Raw genomic sequence first — 17290 nt, 5'->3', positions numbered from 1 at the left:
GATCGGATGCGCATCCCAACCACCCCTGCAATCGCGTCATTGCCGCATGCGCTGCCTACCAGTGCTGCGGTAGCGGCGGCGTGCCGGCCAGTGAGGGGAAGTGGGGCAGCACTTCCTCGGCCAGTTCCTGGATGACCTCGGCGGCGGGGCGCTGCGAAAACTGGATGCCCAGTGCGGCGTGGTTGACTCCGGCCGCCTGCCATTGGCCCAGCAGGTCGAGCAGGCCGGTACGGCCGGTGCGCAGTGCGTAGCCGCCATCGATCGGCGTGCGTGGGTAATGCCGGTCCGGATGCAGGTCGATCCATTCGTTGGTCATGTGCGGGCGGAAGCCCGGGTCGGGCAGCCGGGCCCGCCAGTCGGCGATGCGTGCGGCCAGCTGGCGGGGGCCGTCGTCGTGGTGGGTGGCATGTGGGTAGGTCAGCCAGCCGTCGGCGTGTTCGGCGATCCAGTCCAGGCTCTGGCGGCTGGAACCGGTGACGATCAGCGGAATGCGGCCGGTGGCCGGCTTGGGCAGCAGTTCGGCCGCGTGCAGTGTGGTCAATGCCGAGTGCAGTGGCTGCCGGCCCGGTGCCAGCAGGGTGCGCACATCGTGCACGGCGGTGGCGAAGCGGTGGCCGCGTTGTTCCAGGTCGATACCGTAGGCGGGAAACTCCACCGGCCGGTCGCCCGAGGCGATGCCCAGCACCAGCCGCCCGCCGGACAGCTGGTCGATGCTGGCCGCGTTCTTGGCCAGGTCGATCGGATGGCGCAGCGTGAAGATCGCGCTGCCGGTGGCCAGGGCCACCTGCCGGGTGTGCGCGGCCAGCCAGGCCAGCTGGGTGAACGGATCGAACAGCTGCCCCGCATCGCCGAAGGCCGGGTCGTACAAGGGCACATCGCGTGCCCACACCGCGGCAAAGCCGTGCCGGTCGATCTGCTGCACCAGTGCAGTCTGGCCCTGCAGCACGCGCATGTCGCCGCGATAGAAGCGCAGCGGCAGGAACATGCCGAGGGTCAAGCGCCCGGGCGCGAACATGCGGGTATAGCCTGGATGCCCGGCAAAGGCGTCTGCCGATGCGCCGGTGGCCCGCTCACGGTCCATGGGCCACCTCCGGGATCTGGATGCCGCGCTGCACCGCCGGGCGCGCGGCCATCCGGGCGTGCCATGCCGACAGATGCACGAACGGGGAGAAATCGAAACCGCATACCGTGGCGATGTGGGTCCAGCCGAACGTGGCGATGTCGGCGATCGAGTACGCCGCACCGGCCAGCCAGGTGTGGGTGCGCAGATGCGCATCCAGCGTGGCGAACGTCGCCTCGGTCAGCGCGATGAACCGCGCGCTGACCGCAGGCAGCGATGGCGTGGCCAACAGTTGGTAATGCACGCGCTGGCCCAGCAGCGGGCCCATGCTGCTGGCATGGAACTGCAGCCATTGGATCGCCTGCCAGCGCGCCGGGCCGGTGGGCAGCAGGCGGCCGCTGTGCTCGGCCAGGTACAGCAGGATCGCGGCCGATTCGAACAGAGTGATGCCAGCCACGTCATCGACCAGCACCGGAATGCGGCCGTGCGGGTTCAGCGCCAGGAAGGCCGGCTGGCGGTGCTCGCCGGCGTCGATGCGGATGTGGTGCAGCTGGTAGGGCAGCTGCAGTTCTTCCAGCGCGATGGAGACCTTGTAGCCGTTCGGGGAGGCATCGGTATACAGATGGAGCATGCGGTCCTGCCTGCGGTTGAGTGTTTAGCACAGCTATCGGCGGTGCCGGGAAGGAATCCATTCTGGACAGGCCGCGCCGCGACTAGAATCGATACCTTCTGTGGGCTGACAGGAGCTGGGCTGATGGGAAAAGTAATGCCGCTGCTGGCCCTGCGGGCCTTCGTCGAGGCCGGCCGGATGGGCAGCATCAAGGCCGCCGCCGACGCGATGGGGGTCACCGCCGGGGCGGTCAGCCAGCAGATCCGTCTGCTCGAAGCGCGGGTGGGTACCGCGCTGCTGGTCCGCACCCGGCATGGCGTGCACCTCAGCGATGCCGGTGCACTGGTGCATGCACGGTTGCTGCGTGCCTTCGAGCAGATCCAGCAGTGCCTGGACGAACTGGAGCCGGCGCAGCGCCGTGCCCGCTTGACCATCAGCACCGTGCCCTCGTTTGCCGCGTCCTGGCTGGTGCCGCGGCTGGGTGGGTTCACCGCCGCGCAGCCGCAGCTGGATGTGCGGGTGGAAGCCAGCAACTCCCTGGTGGACCTGCACCGCGAACCGGTCGATGTGGCCATCCGGCACGGGCTTGGCCACTACCCGGGCCTGCAGGTGACACGCCTGATGGCACCGGTACTGCTGCCGGTGGCCAGCCCGCAGTGGCTGGCCACCGCCGGGCCGGTCCAGCAGCCGGCCGATTGCCTGCAGTACCCGCTGCTGCACGATGCCGGTCGCGCCGACTGGCGGCTGTGGCTGCAGGCCGAAGGCGTGCCCGACGACCCGCGCAGCCGCCAGGGCAGTGCCTTCGACGATGACCTGCTGCTGGTGCGCGCGGCGGTGGCCGGGCAGGGCATCGCGCTGGTCAGTGACCTGCATGTCGAGCAGGAGCTGTTGGAAGGCCGGTTGGTCACGGTGTTGCAGCGGCCGTGGCCGACGCATTTTGCGTACTACGCCGTGTGCACCCCGGCGGCGGCCGCGCGCGCGGAGGTGGCGGCATTCCTGGCCTGGCTGCAGGTACAGGCGGCCGCCGTCAATTGACCGGGTAGCGTTGTTGCGTGCGCGGCGCCATCAGGAGTCAGTCCGATAGTTGATCGGGATAGCACCACTTTCAGACGAATCCTATTCAGCTGCCCCGGTGCGCGACCTATCGTGCACTCGAGGCTTGGATGCCTCACGTCATCAGACGCCATCGCGGCAGTGCCGGCCAACGCCGGCCGCCAGCCGTGTTGCCACCTGCCAGGGATGCCATCGAGGAGCCAACCATGCTGATCAAAGTGCAATGCCAGGACCGCCATTGGCACGTAGTCCACCCGGCCCAGCCCGACCCGGTCGCGTTCCTCGACGGTGCGCTCGCCTTTGATTTTGCCGACCGCCTGGCCCGCGACCACCACGACCGCACCGGTGCTGCCAGCGCGGTGCGGGTGGAGGCATACGACGCGCATGTGGATGCGGTGCGCTACGGCTGAGGCCGGTGCCGGTGGTCGCCAAACGTGCGCCGGGCCGATGTGACCACGCCGGTGTCCATCCGGTCAGCCGCGCGTCGGTTACCTAAATAGGGGATGAAATCAGCGACTTCTGGCCTATGTCCGGATGCCTGCCGATCGCCGATGCTGTGCGCATTGACCACACAGCAACGAGGCAGCAGGCATGAGCAACAGGCAGAAGACGCAAGGAAAGCGGACGTGGCTGTGGGTGTTGGTGCCGTCGATGCTGGCGCTGGGCGCCACCGCCCAGGCGCAGCACTACGACGACCGCTACCGCGATGAGGGTTACAACAACGGCCCGGTGCGCTGCGAATCGATCAAGGGCCGCACCCAGCAGTGCCCGTTGCAGGGGCGCGCGCGGCTGGTACGCCAGATTTCCGGCTCGCCGTGCGTGGAAGGCGAAACCTGGGGCCAGGCCCGCAACGGGGTATGGGTGACCCAGGGTTGCCGCGCCGAATTCATCGCCGAGGGTCGCGGTTCGCACGGTGGCGGCTGGGGCGGCGGTGGCCATGGCAATGGCGGCGGCTGGGGCGGCGGACGCGGTCAGGTGATCAGCTGCGATTCCAACGACCATCGCCTGCGCCGCTGCAATGTCAGCATCCGACGCGATGCCCGGCTGGTGCGCCAGACCTCCAGGACGGCCTGCGTGGAAGGCCGCAGCTGGGGCTGGGACCGTGACGGGGTGTGGGTCAACGGCGGCTGCCGCGGTGAGTTCCAGGTCAACTGAGTTGCGGGCAAGCCCTGACTCACGAATCAGAAAAACCTGATACAGCGCACAGTTTGAATGGATTAACGTGCGGACGGGGCAGGCCCGCTGGGGCCTGCCTGGACACAACGGTGGCCGCCCGCAGGGCGCTGCCGTTGGCTGGCAGCCCCTGTTGTCTCACGGAGGAGGGAAGCGCATGTTGATCCGCCTGCAACTGGAGCACCGCCAATGGCGCGTGCTGCACCCGGACAAGCTGGAATCGTTCCGTTTCCACGACAGCGCCAAGGCGTTCGATTTCGCCGATGCGCTGGCCCGCCTGCACCACGCCGAAACCGGCCAGTGCAGCGCGGTGCGGGTGGAAGCCAGCGGCGCGTATGTGGAGGCGGTGCGCTACGGGTGATGGCGCTGCCCGGCTGCTGTTGCTCCCGGGTGTACGTTTGCCGAGCGTGGCCCGGCACTACCATGCGCTTGTGTGTACGTTTTGCCGAGCGTGGTTCTACCGGTGCGCGTCCGCTCAGCCGGCTGCGCTGAGCGGCTGGCCCTGCCGGGCCAGTGCCGGCCAGCGCGCCAGCACTGCAGTGCGGATGCCGGCGGCGTCGATGCCGGCTTCGGCCAGCAGGTCTTCGCGGCTGGCGTGGTGCTGGAAGCCGTCGGGCAGGCCCAGGTGCAGGAACGGCTTGAGCACCTGCTCGGCATTGAACAGTTCGGACACGCCCGAGCCGGCGCCGCCGGCCACCACGTTGTCTTCGATGGTGACAAAGCCCTCATGGTGCTGGGCCAGTTCCAGCAGCAGGGCGCGGTCCAGCGGCTTGATGAATCGCATGTTGACCACGCTCAGGCCCAGCTCGCGGCCCACCGCCTCGGCGGCCGGCACGGTGCTGCCGAAGGCGAGCAGGGCGATGCGGCTGCCCGGCACGCGCAGTTCGGCCTTGCCGATCTCCAGCGTGGACAGGTCGGTGCCGGCGGCCACGCCGGTGCCGCTGCCGCGCGGGTAACGCACCGCCGCCGGGCCGGTGTAGCGCAGGCCGGTGGTCAGCATCTGTCGGCATTCGGCTTCATCGGCCGGGGCCATCACCACCATGTGCGGCACGCAGCGCAGGAAGCTCAGGTCCAGGTTGCCGGCATGGGTGGCGCCATCGGGGCCGACCACGCCGGCGCGGTCGATCGCGAACAGGACATCCAGTTCCTGCACCGCCACATCGTGCACCAGCTGGTCGTAGGCGCGCTGCAGGAAGGTGGAGTAGATCGCCACCACCGGCTTGGCGCCCTGGGTGGCCATGCCGGCGGCCAGGGTCACCGCGTGCTGTTCGGCGATGGCCACGTCGAAGTAGCGTTCCGGGTATTCCCTGCTGAAGCGGACCAGGCCGGAGCCTTCGCGCATCGCCGGGGTGATCCCGAGCAGGCGCGGTTCGGCGGCGGCGGCGTCGCACAGCCAGTCGCTGAAGACGTCGGTATAGGTCGGCTTCTTGGCCCCGCCCTTGGCGACCAGGCCCTTGTCCGGGTCGAACGGGCCGACCGCGTGGTAACCGATCTGGTCGCCTTCGGCGCGTTCGTAGCCCTTGCCCTTGGTGGTCATCACGTGCAGCAGCTTGGGCCCCTTGAGGGTCTTGAGCGTCTTCAGCGTGGCGATCAGCGCCGGGATGTCGTGGCCGTCGATCGGGCCGGTGTAGTGGAAGCCCATTTCCTCGAACAGGGTGGAGGGCACGAACATGCCCTTCCAGTGCTCTTCCCAGCGTTTGACGAAGCGCGCCGATGGCGATTTCTTCTTGTCGCCGAGAATCTTCTTGCCGCCTTCGCGCAGGGCGTTGAGGGTGCGGCTGCCGGTGGCGCGGCCGAGCATCTTGGTCAATCCGCCGACCGCCTCGGAGATGGACATGTTGTTGTCGTTGAGGATCACCAGCAGGTTCGGCTCGGGGTCCATGCCGCCGGCGTGGTTGAGCGCCTCATAGGCCATGCCGGCGGTCATCGCGCCATCGCCGATCACCGCCACCACCTTGCGCTCGTCGCCCTCGCGCTGGCGGGCGATCGCCATGCCCAGCGCAGCGGAGATCGAGGTGGAGGAATGGCCGACCCCGAAGGTGTCGAACGGGCTTTCTTCGCGCTTGGGGAACGGCGCCACGCCGTCCTTCTGCTTGACGGTGTGGATCTCGTCGCGGCGGCCGGTCAGGATCTTGTGCGGGTAGGTCTGGTGGCCCACGTCCCACACCAGCTGGTCTACCGGGGTCTGGTACAGGTAGTGCAGCGCGACGGTCAGTTCGATCACGCCCAGGCCGGCGCCGAAATGACCGCCACTCCTGCCGACCGATTCGATCAGGTAGGCACGCAGTTCATCTGCGATGGCGGGCAGTTCGGATTCTTCGAACCTGCGCAGGTCATCCGGTGACTGGATGCGCGACAGGCGGGGATAGCGGGCGGAGTCGATCATGTTTATCGCGCTGGTTCTGAGCGCCTATTTTCGCCCCCAAACCGGGGTGGGGCAAGCAAACCGCCTTTTCAGTGAGTAAACGGTGACGGGCCCTGCGTCAGTTGGTCGCAGGTCAGGCGGCCAGCTTGGAGCGTTTGGGCAGCTGCGCCTTCAGGAACGCCATCTGGTCGGCCAGGATGTTGCGGTTGGACAGGATCATGTGTTCGATCCAGCTGGGCCGGTACGGCACGGCCAGCAGCGGCATGCCGGCCTGCTGCGGGGTGCGGTCGCTCTTGCGCGAGTTGCAGTGGAAGCAGGCGCTGACCACGTTTTCCCATACATCCAGGCCGCCCTTGGACAGCGGCAGGACGTGGTCGCGGGTCAACTGCGGGCGATGGAACTGCTGGCCGCAGTACAGGCACAGGTGCGCATCGCGCGCGAACAGCGCCTGGTTGGACAGGTTCGGGGTGGGGTCCAGCGCGCGCGAACGGGCATGGCCGCGGGCGGCGATGATCGGGTGCAGGTCCATGCCGCTGCGCAGGCCGGTCGAACGGCTGGTGCCGCCGTGGATGTGCAGGCAGGGGTCGCCCAGGGTCCAGGCGACGGCATCGCGGGCGTAGAGGCAGGCCGCGTCCTGCCAGGTGATCCAGTCCAGCACGCGTCCGTGGGCATCCAGGGACAACAACCGGACGCTGCCGGGGCGGTGCGGGGAAACCACCGGCGATGCTTCGGCGACCGGGGCGGACATCGCTCCGGTATCGATCAGACCTAGTCGTGTAGTGTCTGTCTCCATCGGGAAAACAGCTTATACCCGAATCGTTGCCAAATGGGTATAGGCGGCAAGCGCCTATACCCATTTGGCAACGATTCGGTTGGGCATTCCACCTAAACCCCGCGCCGTTGGCGCGCCCCCTTTAACAAAAAGGGGGCTTTTCTCCAGGAGGATCGTCGGTGCCGCGCGGAGCCGGCCGCCGGCCGGCAACTGCATGATGTCGCTGGGGTCATGCGGTTGCCGGCCAGCGGCCGGCACTACCGGTGCGTGCCGACCAGGTCGGCACAGCCCGATCAATCCGCGCCGAAATGCGCGTCTTCCATCGCCATCAGCGATGCGGCGCCGGCCTCGATCGCGGCGGCATGGCTCAAGGTGCGCGGCAGCACGCGGGCGAAGTAGAAACGCGCGGTTTCGCGCTTGGCCTGCTTGAACGCCTCGGTCTGCGCCGATGCGTCGGCGGCGGCGACGCTGCGTGCCCACCAGTAGGCCAGCACCACATAGCCCGAATAGAACAGGTAATCGAAGCTGGCCGCGCCCAGTTCATCGGGGTTGCCGGCCGCCCGCTGCAGGGTGGCCAGGGTCAGCTTGCCCCACTGGGCGGCCTTCTCGCGCAGCGGGGCGATGAATTCGGCCAGTGCCTGGTTGCCTTCATTGGCCTGGGCGAAGGCCTCGATCTCGGCCAGCATCAGCTTCAGCCCGGCGCCCTGGCTGGAAGCGGTCTTGCGCCCGATCAGGTCCAGGGCCTGGATGCCGGTGGTGCCTTCATACAGCGTGGTGATGCGCGCATCGCGGGCCAGCTGTTCCATGCCGTGCTCGCGGATGTAGCCGTGGCCGCCGAAGCACTGCAGGGCGTTGTAGGTGTTTTCGATGCCCCATTCGGTCTGGCAGGCCTTGGAGATCGGGGTGAGGAAGCTGACCAGGGTGTCGGCGCGCTCGCGTTCGGCGGCATCCTCGGCGTGGTGGGCCACATCGATCAGGGTGGCCGCATGCAGCGCAAGCAGGCGGCTGCCTTCGACCAGCGACTTGATGGTCAGCAGCATGCGCCGCACGTCCGGGTGGACCAGGATCGGGTCGGCCGGCTTGTCCGGGTTCTTGGGGCCGCTCAGCGAGCGCGACTGCAGGCGTTCGCGGGCGTACTTGAGCGCGTTCTGGTAGGCGCGCTCGGAAAGGCCGATGCCCTGCAGGCCCACTCCGAGGCGGGCGGTGTTCATCATGGTGAACATCGCCTGCAGGCCCTTGTGCGGCTGGCCGACCAGGTAACCCTGGGCGCCGTCGAAGTTCATCACGCAGGTGACCGAGCCCTTGATGCCCATCTTGTGTTCGATGGAGCCGCAGCGCAGCGCGTTGCGCTCGCCGACGTTGCCGTCGCGGTCGACCTTGAACTTGGGGGTGACGAACAGCGAGATGCCCTTGGCGCCGGCCGGGGCGTCGGGCAGCTTGGCCAGGACCAGGTGCACGATGTTGTCGGTGAGGTCGTGCTCACCGGCGGTGATGAAGATCTTGGTGCCGGTGATGGCGTAGCTGCCGTCCGCGTTCGGCTCGGCCTTGGTCTTGAGCAGCCCCAGGTCGGTGCCGCAATGCGGTTCGGTCAGGCACATGGTGCCGGTCCAGCGGCCTTCGATCAGCGGCTTGAGGAAGGCCTCCTGCTGCCAGGCTTCGCCGTGCTGCTTGAGCGCTTCGATGGCGCCGTGGGAGAGCAGCGGGAAGTTGCCCCAGGCCAGGTTGGCGGCGTTGATCATTTCATTGAGCGGTACGCCCAGGGTGTGCGGCAGGCCCTGGCCGCCCAGTTCGGGGGCGGCGGTGAGGCCGGTCCAGCCGCCGTCGACGAACTGGGTGTAGGCCTGCCTGAAGCCGGGCGGGGTGGTGACTTCGCCGCTGGCCTGGTCCAGTGCGCAGCCGATTTCATCGCCGACGCTGTTCAGCGGTGCCAGCACGGTGCTGCTGAAGCGGCCGGCTTCTTCGAGCACGGCGTCGATCACATCGGCAGTGGCGTCGGCCAGGCCCAGGCGGGCGAACAGGGCTTCGGCCTTGAGGACGTCGTGCAGGGCGAAACGGATATCGGAAAGCGGGGCGGTGTAGCTGCTCATCGTCAGGTCTCGATCAGGTGCAAGGGGAGGCGGGCGGGCTGCCGGTCAGCGCAGCACGCCGGGCAGGCCGGGGGCCTGGTTGAGGGTGCTGCGGCTGTCGATGTCGAAGCTGCGCTGCTTTTTTTCCTGCGGGGTGGCGCTGACCGTGCCCTTGAGCGCATAGCCCAGGGTACGGTTGCTGGCCAGGGCATCTGCGATGAGCAGGCGGGCGCCGGAAGAGGGCTGCAACTGCAGGGTGATGACGTCGGCCGAGACGCCGCCGATCGACAGGGCCGGTTGGGTGGCCAGGGTGCCGGCGTCTTCGTCGCCGACCTTGAGGGTCAGTTTGACCTCGTCAAAGCGCATCGGCATGGAGCTGAAATTCTGCAGCCGCAGGGCCACGTCCCAACCGCCATCGGCGCGCACGGTCAGCTGCTGGACGCTGGCGGCCGGCGGCGAGACGCGTTTGACCACGCCGGTATTGCAGGCGGCCAGGGCCAGGGCGGAGCCGGCGACCAGGGCGACGATCAGGGCGGTACGGAAGCGGTGGTGCATGGGCGCAATCCTCGTGCGGGTGCTGCGTGAGCCAAAGCATACTACGGCGTATGGTGATTTTGCCGGCGTTGCGGCCGGCAGGTGAAGGGTAGTGGTTGTAGGGCGGGTTTGGGGTGCTGGGCTGGAAGCCGAAGCCAGAGCCAGAGCCAGAGCCAGAGCTTGTGCGGCTGGCAGGTGGCCTGAAGAGGGCGGGCGTGGGTGGGTTGGCGGGACACGCCGCAAGTACGTCCATGTAGGCTCGGCGAAAACTTGCTCGCATGCGCCGGACCCATGTTTTCGACGGTCCCGCCAACCCACCCACGCCCACCCCCCTCCACACATGGCGGGTGTGCCGGGGAAGGTCAAACGCAGCACGATCGAAGGCAGTGGAGCGGGGCGCCAGCATTGGGTGGGGAGGAGTAGTGCCGAGCAAGCTCGGCACCTACCCATCAAACCTTCGTTGCTCCCCTCGCAGGAAGAAACAGCCGGCTTTTCCCTTGCGCACCAGCCAATTGTCGAAGGGGCGGGTCGTATGGGTTTGCAGGACCGTCGAAAACATGGATGTTTTCGCCGAGCCTACAGGGACGTATTTACGGCGTGTCCTGCAAACCCATACGACCCGCCCCCACCAGCGACAGACAAGCAATGCCGCTTCGCTCTATCGCTCCAAAGCCTCAAAGCCTCAAAGCCTCAAAGCCTCAAAGCAGCTCCACCGCTTGCCCCGCCAAGCCCGTAAAGTCGGCCCAGGGAGCAACGAACCTCCACACCCGATGGCGGAACACGCGCGCCGGTGCATCTTGGTTGTTCAGGGGGGTACGAAACATCGCCGCTCATGTTCACTTTCACGGGGAAGTATCCATGCGTTCGTACAAGTTGCAGCCGTTGGCCCAGGCCATCCGCGGGGGCCTGTTGGTGTCGGCACTGGGCGTGGCCGCGCCCGCGCTGGCCCAGCAGGCCAGCTTCGATATCGCCGGGGGGCGTATCGAGCAGGCACTGCCCGAGTTCGCCCGCCAGGCCGGAATCCAGATCATCAGCCCCGCCGTGGGCGAGCGTGACGGTGGCATCGCCGTGGCCGGCCTGCGCGGCCAGATGGACGCGCGCCGGGCGCTGGAGCAGCTGCTGGCCGGGACCGGGCTCAGTGTCGCTTCCGATGATGGCCGTACCATTACATTGCGCGCCGATCGTCCATTGCTGGCCTCGCTGGGCGGCAGCGCCGTACTGGCTGCGCAGGCCTCGGCCCCGGCCGTGGCGCCGCCGGCCGCCGAGCCGGCCCGCGACGCACCGGTCACCCTCGACTCGGTCACCGTGGTCGGCACCCAGATCAAGGGCGCCAAATCGGCCGCACTGCTGCCGGTGGCGACCCTGCAGGCCGAACAGATCGAAGCCACCGGCGCGGTCTCCGGTGATGAGCTGTACCGCTCCATCCCGCAGATGGGCGATGTCTCCTTCAGTGGTACCAACGGCGGCAACAGCTCCAACTACGCGCGTGGCGACATCGCCTCGGTCAACCTGCGTGGCCTGGGCGTCGGCAACACCCTGCTGCTGATCAACGGCCGCCGCACCGTCGTGCACCCCACCAGCCAGGCCGACGGCAACCTCGTCCCCGTGCTCACCTACAACGCCAACACCATCCCGGTGGCCAACCTGCGCCGGGTCGAAGTGCTGCTCGACGGCGCCGCCGCCATCTACGGCACCGACGCGGTCGCCGGCGTGGTCAACAACGTGCTGCGCGACGACGTCGACGGCGGCACCATCAGCGTGCAGCGCGGCATCGGCGAAGGGGCCAACCTGCGCGACGTGGGCATCAACGGCCTGGTCGGCAAGAACTCGGCCGACCTGCGCAGCAACGTCACCCTGGCCTTCAACTACTACGCCACCACCGGCCTGAACTCGCTGGACCAGGACTGGACCGGCAGCGCCGACCGCGCGGCGGATTTCGTCGGCACCGCGTTCGAAGGCCTCAGCGGCACCGACAACCGCAACAGCAACAGCCCGTGGGGCAACTTCACCGCGATCGGCCCGCGCGTCCGCCAGGGCACCACCTTCCTGACCACCGCCGCCGGCGCCTTCCACGTGCAACCGGCCACCAACACTGGTTGCAACGCCGCGCTGGCGCCGGGCCTGTGCGTACAGTCCGGCAGCAAGGCCACCGCCGCCGCCGACCGCAACCTGCTGGACAACCAGCAGGCGCAGTTCCCGTTGTCGATCACCCCCGACGTCCACCGCGTCAACCTGTTCCTGACCGGCAAGCACGACTTCGACAACGGCATCACCGCCTTCGGCGAAGCCGGCTGGTACCAGTCCAAGGCGCGCAGCGTGCAGTCCGGCGTCAACACCATCGCCGCGCTGCCGATGACCGTGGCCGCCAGCAACTACTGGAACCCCTTCGGCGCGGCGCGGCTGCCCGATGGCAGCGTCAACCCCAACCGCCTGGCCAACCTCAACGTGGCCGCCGGCGGCATTCCGGTCAGCATCAGCAGCTACCGCTTCGAGCGCCCCACCCAGATCGACGTCAAGAACACCCAGGTGCGCGCGCTGGCCGGCCTGCGTGGCTTCCACTTCGGCTTCGACTGGGAAACCGCCGCGCTGTATTCGGCCGCCAAGGTGGTCGACACCCAGGACGCGGTCAGCATGACCCTGTTCCAGCAGGCGCTGACCGACGCCACCAGCGCGGCCTACAACCCGTTCTGTGGCGGCTGCAACGACTTCAGCAAGCTCGACCGGTTCTTCTACAAGGCCGCCCGCCGCAGCGAGACCGAACTGTACCTGTGGGACCTGAAGGCGTCGCGGCCGGACCTGCTGCGCACCTGGGCCGGCGACGTCGGCATGGCTACCGGCTTGGAAGTGCGCCGCGAAACCCAGCGCGATGACCGCGACGCGCGCGTGGACGGCAGTCTCACCTATACCGATCCCATCACCGGCATCGGCTATCCCAGCGACATGTACGGGGTCAGCCCGACCCCGGACACCGAAGGCTCGCGTACCGTGGCCGGCCTGTTCGCCGAGTTCTCCGTGCCGCTGGTCTCGCGCGAAATGGGCATCCCGCTGGTGCGCGCGCTGGACCTGCAGTTGGCCGGGCGCGCCGAACACTACAGCGATTTCGGCAACGTCACCAAGCCCAAGCTGGCGCTGGGCTGGACCGTGATCGACGGGCTCACCGTGCGTGCTTCCTGGGCCAAGGGCTTCCGCGCGCCGAACCTGGAGCAGGTCAACGCCACCGTGGTCAGCCGCTCCAACACCCGCACCGACTACATCCAGTGCGAAGCCGACGTGCGCTCCGGCGCGCTGGGCTCGATCAACGATTGCGGCAGCACCTACCGCTCTTCCACCACCGCGCGGCGCTCGGGCAACCCGGACCTGAAGCCGGAAACCTCGACCAATACCAGCGCCGGCATCGTGTTCCAGCCGCAGTTCATCCCCGAGGATTTCGGCCGCTTCACCTTCGCGGTGGATTACTACAAGTACGAACAGGAAGGCATCATCGGCCTGTTCGGCGAAGGCAACGGCCTGATCCTGGACTACATGCTGCGCCAGCAGGGCAGCAGTAACCCCGACGTGGTGCGCGCCGCGCCCACTCCCGATGACATCGCGCGCTTTGCCGGCAGCGGGCTGGAAGCGGCCGGCAAGGTGCTGTATGTCACCGACCAGTACGTCAACATGCAGCCGCAGACCGTGCGCGGGGTGGACTACAGCCTCGCCTGGAGTTCGCCGGAAACCCGCGTGGGCCGCTTCGACGTGGGCCTCAACGGCACCCGCCTGATCGAGTTCTACCGCGATCGGTCGCCGGCATTGCAGGCGTTGGAAGATGCCAAGGCCAGCGGCCTGGTCGATCCGTCCATCGCCATCACCGGTGGCGGCGACCTGATCGGCGACGGCGGCAACCCGAAGTGGAAGTGGAGCGGCAACCTGACCTGGCGCTACCAGAACCTCACCGTCGGGGCGAGCGCGCGCTATGCCAGCAGCTACCACGAAACCAGCCTGACCCTGGCCGACGGCACGCCGTGGACGGTGAAGTCGCAGACCCTGGCCAACGCCTTCGTCAAGTACGACTTCCAGCAGGAAGGGCTGTTCAGCGGGGTGTCGGTGAAGCTTGGTGCCAACAATATCGCCGACAAGCGGCCGCCGGTATCCGATGACAGCTATGGTTATTCCTCGGCGGTCTACCAGGCCTATCCGCGCTACTGGTATGCCAGCGTGACCAAGGCGTTCTGAGCCGCGGTTGTTTCCTTACATCGCTGCCCGGTTCGTGCCGGGCAGCGCAGCAGGAGTTTGAATGGGCGCGACATTGGCAGCAGAGCGGGCGTTGTGGTTGGCCGAGCACGTCCTGCCGTGCGAGCAGGGCCTGCGCGACTGGCTGCGCAGGCGCATGGCCCAGCCACAGGACGTGGATGATGTGATCCAGGAAACCTACGCCATCCTGGCCGCGCTGGCCGACGTATCGCATGTGCGCGCCCCACGCGCCTATGTGTACCAGGTGGCGCAGTCGGTGGTGCTGCAGCAGTTGCGGCGGGCCCAGGTGGTATCGATGGAAATGGTGGCCGAGTTCGACCGGCTGCCGATAACCGGTGAGGAAGCCTCACCGGAACGGCTGGCGTCTTCGCGCCAGGAACTCAACAAAGTCACCGCGCTGATCGCGCAGTTGCCGGACAAATGCCGCCAGGCGTTCGTGTTGCGACGGGTCGAAGGTTTCTCGCAACGGGAAATCGCCGAACGCATGCAGATCAGTGAAAACACGGTGGAAAAGCACGTGTGCAAGGGTATTCGGTTGTTGATGGAATCGATGAAACAGGATGCAGGCAATGCAGGGTCCACAGGGAAACCGGACAACCGGGAGGCGGTCCATGCACGGCGCCGTTGAAAACCCGATCGATGATGCCGCCGCCCGCTGGGTGGCACGCGAGGACCGCGGTCCGCTCGATGCCGGCGAGGTGGCCGAGCGCGACGGCTGGCTGGCCGCCGACCGCCGCCATTTCGGCGCCTATGCGCGTGCGCACGCGGTGTATGCGCGCAGCGGGCGTGCCCGCGCGCTGGGCAGCGCCGACCGCGTGCCGGCCGCCCGGCCTGCGCCGGGCAGGCCGCCGCGCCTGCAGTGGGCGATGGGGCTGGCCGCCACGCTGTGCCTGATGGCGCTGGGCGTGCACGAGCACACCGATGCCGGCGACTACCACCTGACCCGCAAGGGCGAAATCCTGCGCGTGCCGCTGGCCGACGGCTCGGCGGTGACCCTGGATTCGGGGGCGGCGGTGCGCGTGCACTACACCGCCAAGCGCCGCGAAATCATCCTGCTGCGCGGCGAAGCGCTGTTCGATGTGGCCAAGAACCGTGCCCGCCCGTTCGTGGTGGTGGCCCGCGATACCGCGGTGACCGCGGTGGGCACCAGCTTCTCGGTCAGCCTCAACGAGCAGCGCACGCGCGGGGTGGAGGTGCTGGTGCGCGAAGGCATCGTCGATGTCGCCAATGCCAGCGGCGCGGTCGCCCCGACCCGACTGCAGGCCAACCACCGCGCGCTGGCCAACCGCAACCATGGCATCCGCATCGAAAGCGTCGGCCATGACGACCTGGACCAGCAGTTGGCCTGGCGCGAGGGCATGCTCTCGTTCAACGGCGACACGTTGTCGGTGGCCGCCGCGCAGTTCCTGCGCTACAGCGACGTGCGCATCATGATCGACGACCCGCTGGTGGGCAGCCGCCGCATCGTTGGCCTGTACTCGGCCAACGATCCGATCGGCTTTGCCCGCAGCGTCGCGCTCAGCCTGGGGCTGGAGGTGGAACAGCAGGGCAACGCGGTCTGGCTGCGCAGCCACAACAATGCCCTCCACAGCGCGCCGCGCTCATTGCAATGAACCAGGACACCTTCATGCATCCCACCGCGACCCGCGCCCGCCGCCTGGCGCTGCTGACCGCCCTGGCGTTGGCCAGCGGCCTGGCCAGTGCCGCCGACAACGATGTGCTGATCCGCAATGCGATGGTGTTCGACGGCACCGGGCGGCCGGCCTATCCGGCCAGCGTGCTGGTGCAGGACGGCCGCATCGCCGCGATCGGCAACGCGCTCAAGGCGCCGACGGGCACCCGCCAGGTCGATGCCAGGGGCCAGGCACTGCTGCCGGGTCTGTTCGACCTGCACACCCATTGGACCCCCAACGCACAGCCGGCCACGCTGCCGCAGATCGCCAACCGCTACCTGGCCGCCGGGGTGACCACGGTCAGCGATTTCCACCAGGCGCCGGAGGCGTATGCGCCACGCCGTGCCTGGCTGCAGAGCATCGCCGCACCGGAGGTGAAGTTCGCCGCGCGGATGAGTACGCCGCTGGGCCATGGCGCCGACTGGGGCGATGAGAACACCACCCGTTGGGTCAACTCGCCCGAGGCGGCTACCGCCGCGGTGAAGCAGCTGGCGGCCTACCAGCCGGACTTCATCAAGGCCTTCACCGACGGCTGGCGCTATTCCAATGCGGCCGACAACAGCAGCATGGACGAGGAAACCCTGGCCGCGCTGGTGGCCCAGGCGCACCGCCAGCAACTGCGGGTGTTCACCCACACGGTGATGGTCAAGCGCGGCAAGACCGCCGCGCGGGCCGGCGTGGATGCGCTGGCGCACAGCGTGCAGGACGGGCCGGCCGATGCCGAACTGATCGCACTGATGAAGCAGCACGGCACCCGCTACGCACCGTCGCTGGCGGTGTACCTGCCCGAGCGCGTGGACGGCAGCGGCAAGGCGCGCGCCGACAGCGACGCCTACCGCCAGCGCGAGGCGAACTTCGCCAACGCCCTGCACAACGTCAAGACCCTGCATGACGCCGGCATTCCGATCGTGCTCGGCACCGATGCCGGCATGACCGGCACCCCGCACGGCGCCTCCACCCTGCGTGAGCTGGAGTTGTTCGTGCAGGCCGGGCTGACCCCGAGCGAGGCGCTGCTGGCCGGTACCTCGGCCAGTGCCGAAGCGCTGGCGCTGACCGACCGCGGCACCATCGAGGTCGGCAAGCGCGCCGACCTGCTGCTGGTCAAGGGCCAGCCGTGGCAGCGCATCGGCGATGTGCGCAATACCCAACAGGTGTACGTGGCCGGGCGCCAGGTGGTGGGCAAGGGCGTGCAGCTGCCGGCCGGCAACCGCGCCACCTCGCTGCCGCCGCTGCGCATCCAGGCCCTGGTCGATGATTTCGAGCGCGCCGACCAGCGCACCGCGCTGGATACCCTGCGCACCGACGAGGCCGACGGCGGCAATGACCGCACCGTGCAGGTGACCACCGTGGTCGACCGCGAGCAGGGCGGCAAGGCGCTGTCGATGCAGGCCCGGCTGTCCAGCAAGGCGCAGGCGTATGCGGCGGTGATCGTGCCGCTCAGCCGTGGCTCGGTGGCGCCGGTGGACCTGCGCCGCTGGCAGGGCGTGCGCGTGGATGTGCGCGGTGCGGCCACGCTGCAGCTGGAAGCGCGTGGGCTGGACGGCCGCCGCTGGAGCGCGCCGTTGGCGCCGACCGGGCAATGGCAGACCGTGCAGATTCCCTTCGCTGCCCTGCAGGGCCAACCGCCGTTCCGGGCCAAGGGCCCGCTGCCGGTGTGGCGCGGCGATGACCTGCAGCAACTGGTGGTCATCGCCAGCGGCGAACCGGGCGGCAGGATCTGGTTCGAGATCGACAACCTGCAGTTCTACTGAGCA

Annotated in this window: 14 protein-coding genes; 8 read left to right on the top strand and 6 right to left on the bottom strand. The window is 68.2% G+C overall.

All coding sequences use genetic code 11. The annotated features are described in order from the left end of the window. Positions 1-55 precede the first annotated feature (55 nt). Entirely contained in the window at positions 56-1081 is a 1026-nt protein-coding gene (locus IC535_RS02335; RefSeq protein ID WP_228884419.1) for an LLM class oxidoreductase, read from the bottom strand. Further along, the gene (locus IC535_RS02330) at positions 1071-1691 is read right to left on the bottom strand and encodes a glutathione S-transferase family protein (RefSeq protein WP_228884420.1); all 621 of its coding nucleotides are present in this window, start codon (positions 1689-1691) and stop codon (positions 1071-1073) included. Before IC535_RS02330 ends, IC535_RS02335 begins: the two co-directional genes overlap by 11 nt. A gap of 123 nt (positions 1692-1814) precedes the next feature. Between IC535_RS02330 and IC535_RS02325 the strand changes: the two genes are divergently transcribed. The 4 genes from IC535_RS02325 to IC535_RS02310 all read left to right on the top strand — a co-directional run bounded on the left by IC535_RS02325 (position 1815) and on the right by IC535_RS02310 (position 4257). Continuing rightward, positions 1815-2705, top strand: a complete 891-nt coding sequence (locus IC535_RS02325) for a LysR substrate-binding domain-containing protein (protein WP_228884421.1) — start codon at positions 1815-1817, stop codon at positions 2703-2705. Positions 2706-2929: 224 nt separating this feature from the next. Continuing rightward, on the top strand, positions 2930-3133 hold the full coding sequence (locus IC535_RS02320) for a hypothetical protein (RefSeq protein ID WP_228884422.1): 204 nt from the start codon (positions 2930-2932) through the stop codon (positions 3131-3133). 181 nt (positions 3134-3314) lie between these two features. Beyond that, complete coding sequence (locus IC535_RS02315; RefSeq protein ID WP_228884423.1) at positions 3315-3878, top strand: DUF3011 domain-containing protein; 564 nt, start codon at positions 3315-3317, stop codon at positions 3876-3878. A gap of 175 nt (positions 3879-4053) precedes the next feature. Further along, the gene (locus IC535_RS02310; RefSeq protein WP_228884424.1) at positions 4054-4257 is read left to right on the top strand and encodes a hypothetical protein; all 204 of its coding nucleotides are present in this window, start codon (positions 4054-4056) and stop codon (positions 4255-4257) included. A gap of 114 nt (positions 4258-4371) precedes the next feature. Here IC535_RS02310 and dxs read toward each other — a convergent pair whose 3' ends face one another. From dxs to IC535_RS02290, 4 genes are all read right to left on the bottom strand, one after another. Next, positions 4372-6282 carry a 1-deoxy-D-xylulose-5-phosphate synthase gene (gene dxs / locus IC535_RS02305; RefSeq protein WP_228884425.1) on the bottom strand — a complete coding sequence of 637 codons (1911 nt, stop codon included), beginning with the start codon at positions 6280-6282 and terminating at the stop codon, positions 4372-4374. 112 nt (positions 6283-6394) lie between these two features. Next, positions 6395-7054, bottom strand: coding sequence for an HNH endonuclease (locus tag IC535_RS02300; protein WP_228884426.1), 660 nt, complete (start codon positions 7052-7054; stop codon positions 6395-6397). A 272-nt stretch (positions 7055-7326) separates the two neighbouring features. Beyond that, positions 7327-9120, bottom strand: coding sequence for an acyl-CoA dehydrogenase C-terminal domain-containing protein (locus tag IC535_RS02295; protein WP_228884427.1), 1794 nt, complete (start codon positions 9118-9120; stop codon positions 7327-7329). 45 nt (positions 9121-9165) lie between these two features. Continuing rightward, positions 9166-9654 (bottom strand): LEA type 2 family protein, encoded by a 489-nt coding sequence (locus IC535_RS02290; RefSeq protein ID WP_228884428.1) that lies wholly within the window; start codon positions 9652-9654, stop codon positions 9166-9168. A gap of 837 nt (positions 9655-10491) precedes the next feature. Here IC535_RS02290 and IC535_RS02285 point away from each other — a divergent pair. From IC535_RS02285 to IC535_RS02270, 4 genes are all read left to right on the top strand, one after another. After that, positions 10492-13845 carry a TonB-dependent receptor gene (locus tag IC535_RS02285; protein ID WP_228884429.1) on the top strand — a complete coding sequence of 1118 codons (3354 nt, stop codon included), beginning with the start codon at positions 10492-10494 and terminating at the stop codon, positions 13843-13845. Between the two features lie 61 nt (positions 13846-13906). Further along, positions 13907-14491: an RNA polymerase sigma factor gene (locus IC535_RS02280; protein WP_228884430.1), complete on the top strand. Its 585-nt coding sequence runs from the start codon at positions 13907-13909 to the stop codon at positions 14489-14491. Next, entirely contained in the window at positions 14475-15476 is a 1002-nt protein-coding gene (locus IC535_RS02275) for a FecR family protein (protein ID WP_228884431.1), read from the top strand. The genes IC535_RS02280 and IC535_RS02275 overlap by 17 nt, the downstream gene beginning before the upstream one ends. Before the next feature lie 14 nt (positions 15477-15490). Then, the gene (locus IC535_RS02270; RefSeq protein WP_228884432.1) at positions 15491-17287 is read left to right on the top strand and encodes an amidohydrolase family protein; all 1797 of its coding nucleotides are present in this window, start codon (positions 15491-15493) and stop codon (positions 17285-17287) included. Positions 17288-17290 lie beyond the last annotated feature (3 nt).

It is taken from the genome of Stenotrophomonas rhizophila (genome assembly GCF_020857975.1).
In the GTDB taxonomy this organism is placed as follows: domain Bacteria; phylum Pseudomonadota; class Gammaproteobacteria; order Xanthomonadales; family Xanthomonadaceae; genus Stenotrophomonas; species Stenotrophomonas rhizophila_C.
The sequence above is the reverse complement of the archived record's forward strand: the minus strand, read 5'-3'. Positions and strand labels throughout refer to the sequence as shown.

Coding starts and splice junctions, on each gene's coding strand:
- IC535_RS02335 (WP_228884419.1), bottom strand. CDS start 1,081: ATGGACCGTGAGCGGGCCACCGGCGCATCGGCAGACGCCTTTGCCGGG.
- IC535_RS02330 (WP_228884420.1), bottom strand. CDS start 1,691: ATGCTCCATCTGTATACCGATGCCTCCCCGAACGGCTACAAGGTCTCC.
- IC535_RS02325 (WP_228884421.1), top strand. CDS start 1,815: ATGGGAAAAGTAATGCCGCTGCTGGCCCTGCGGGCCTTCGTCGAGGCC.
- IC535_RS02320 (WP_228884422.1), top strand. CDS start 2,930: ATGCTGATCAAAGTGCAATGCCAGGACCGCCATTGGCACGTAGTCCAC.
- IC535_RS02315 (WP_228884423.1), top strand. CDS start 3,315: ATGAGCAACAGGCAGAAGACGCAAGGAAAGCGGACGTGGCTGTGGGTG.
- IC535_RS02310 (WP_228884424.1), top strand. CDS start 4,054: ATGTTGATCCGCCTGCAACTGGAGCACCGCCAATGGCGCGTGCTGCAC.
- dxs (WP_228884425.1), bottom strand. CDS start 6,282: ATGATCGACTCCGCCCGCTATCCCCGCCTGTCGCGCATCCAGTCACCG.
- IC535_RS02300 (WP_228884426.1), bottom strand. CDS start 7,054: ATGGAGACAGACACTACACGACTAGGTCTGATCGATACCGGAGCGATG.
- IC535_RS02295 (WP_228884427.1), bottom strand. CDS start 9,120: ATGAGCAGCTACACCGCCCCGCTTTCCGATATCCGTTTCGCCCTGCAC.
- IC535_RS02290 (WP_228884428.1), bottom strand. CDS start 9,654: ATGCACCACCGCTTCCGTACCGCCCTGATCGTCGCCCTGGTCGCCGGC.
- IC535_RS02285 (WP_228884429.1), top strand. CDS start 10,492: ATGCGTTCGTACAAGTTGCAGCCGTTGGCCCAGGCCATCCGCGGGGGC.
- IC535_RS02280 (WP_228884430.1), top strand. CDS start 13,907: ATGGGCGCGACATTGGCAGCAGAGCGGGCGTTGTGGTTGGCCGAGCAC.
- IC535_RS02275 (WP_228884431.1), top strand. CDS start 14,475: ATGCACGGCGCCGTTGAAAACCCGATCGATGATGCCGCCGCCCGCTGG.
- IC535_RS02270 (WP_228884432.1), top strand. CDS start 15,491: ATGCATCCCACCGCGACCCGCGCCCGCCGCCTGGCGCTGCTGACCGCC.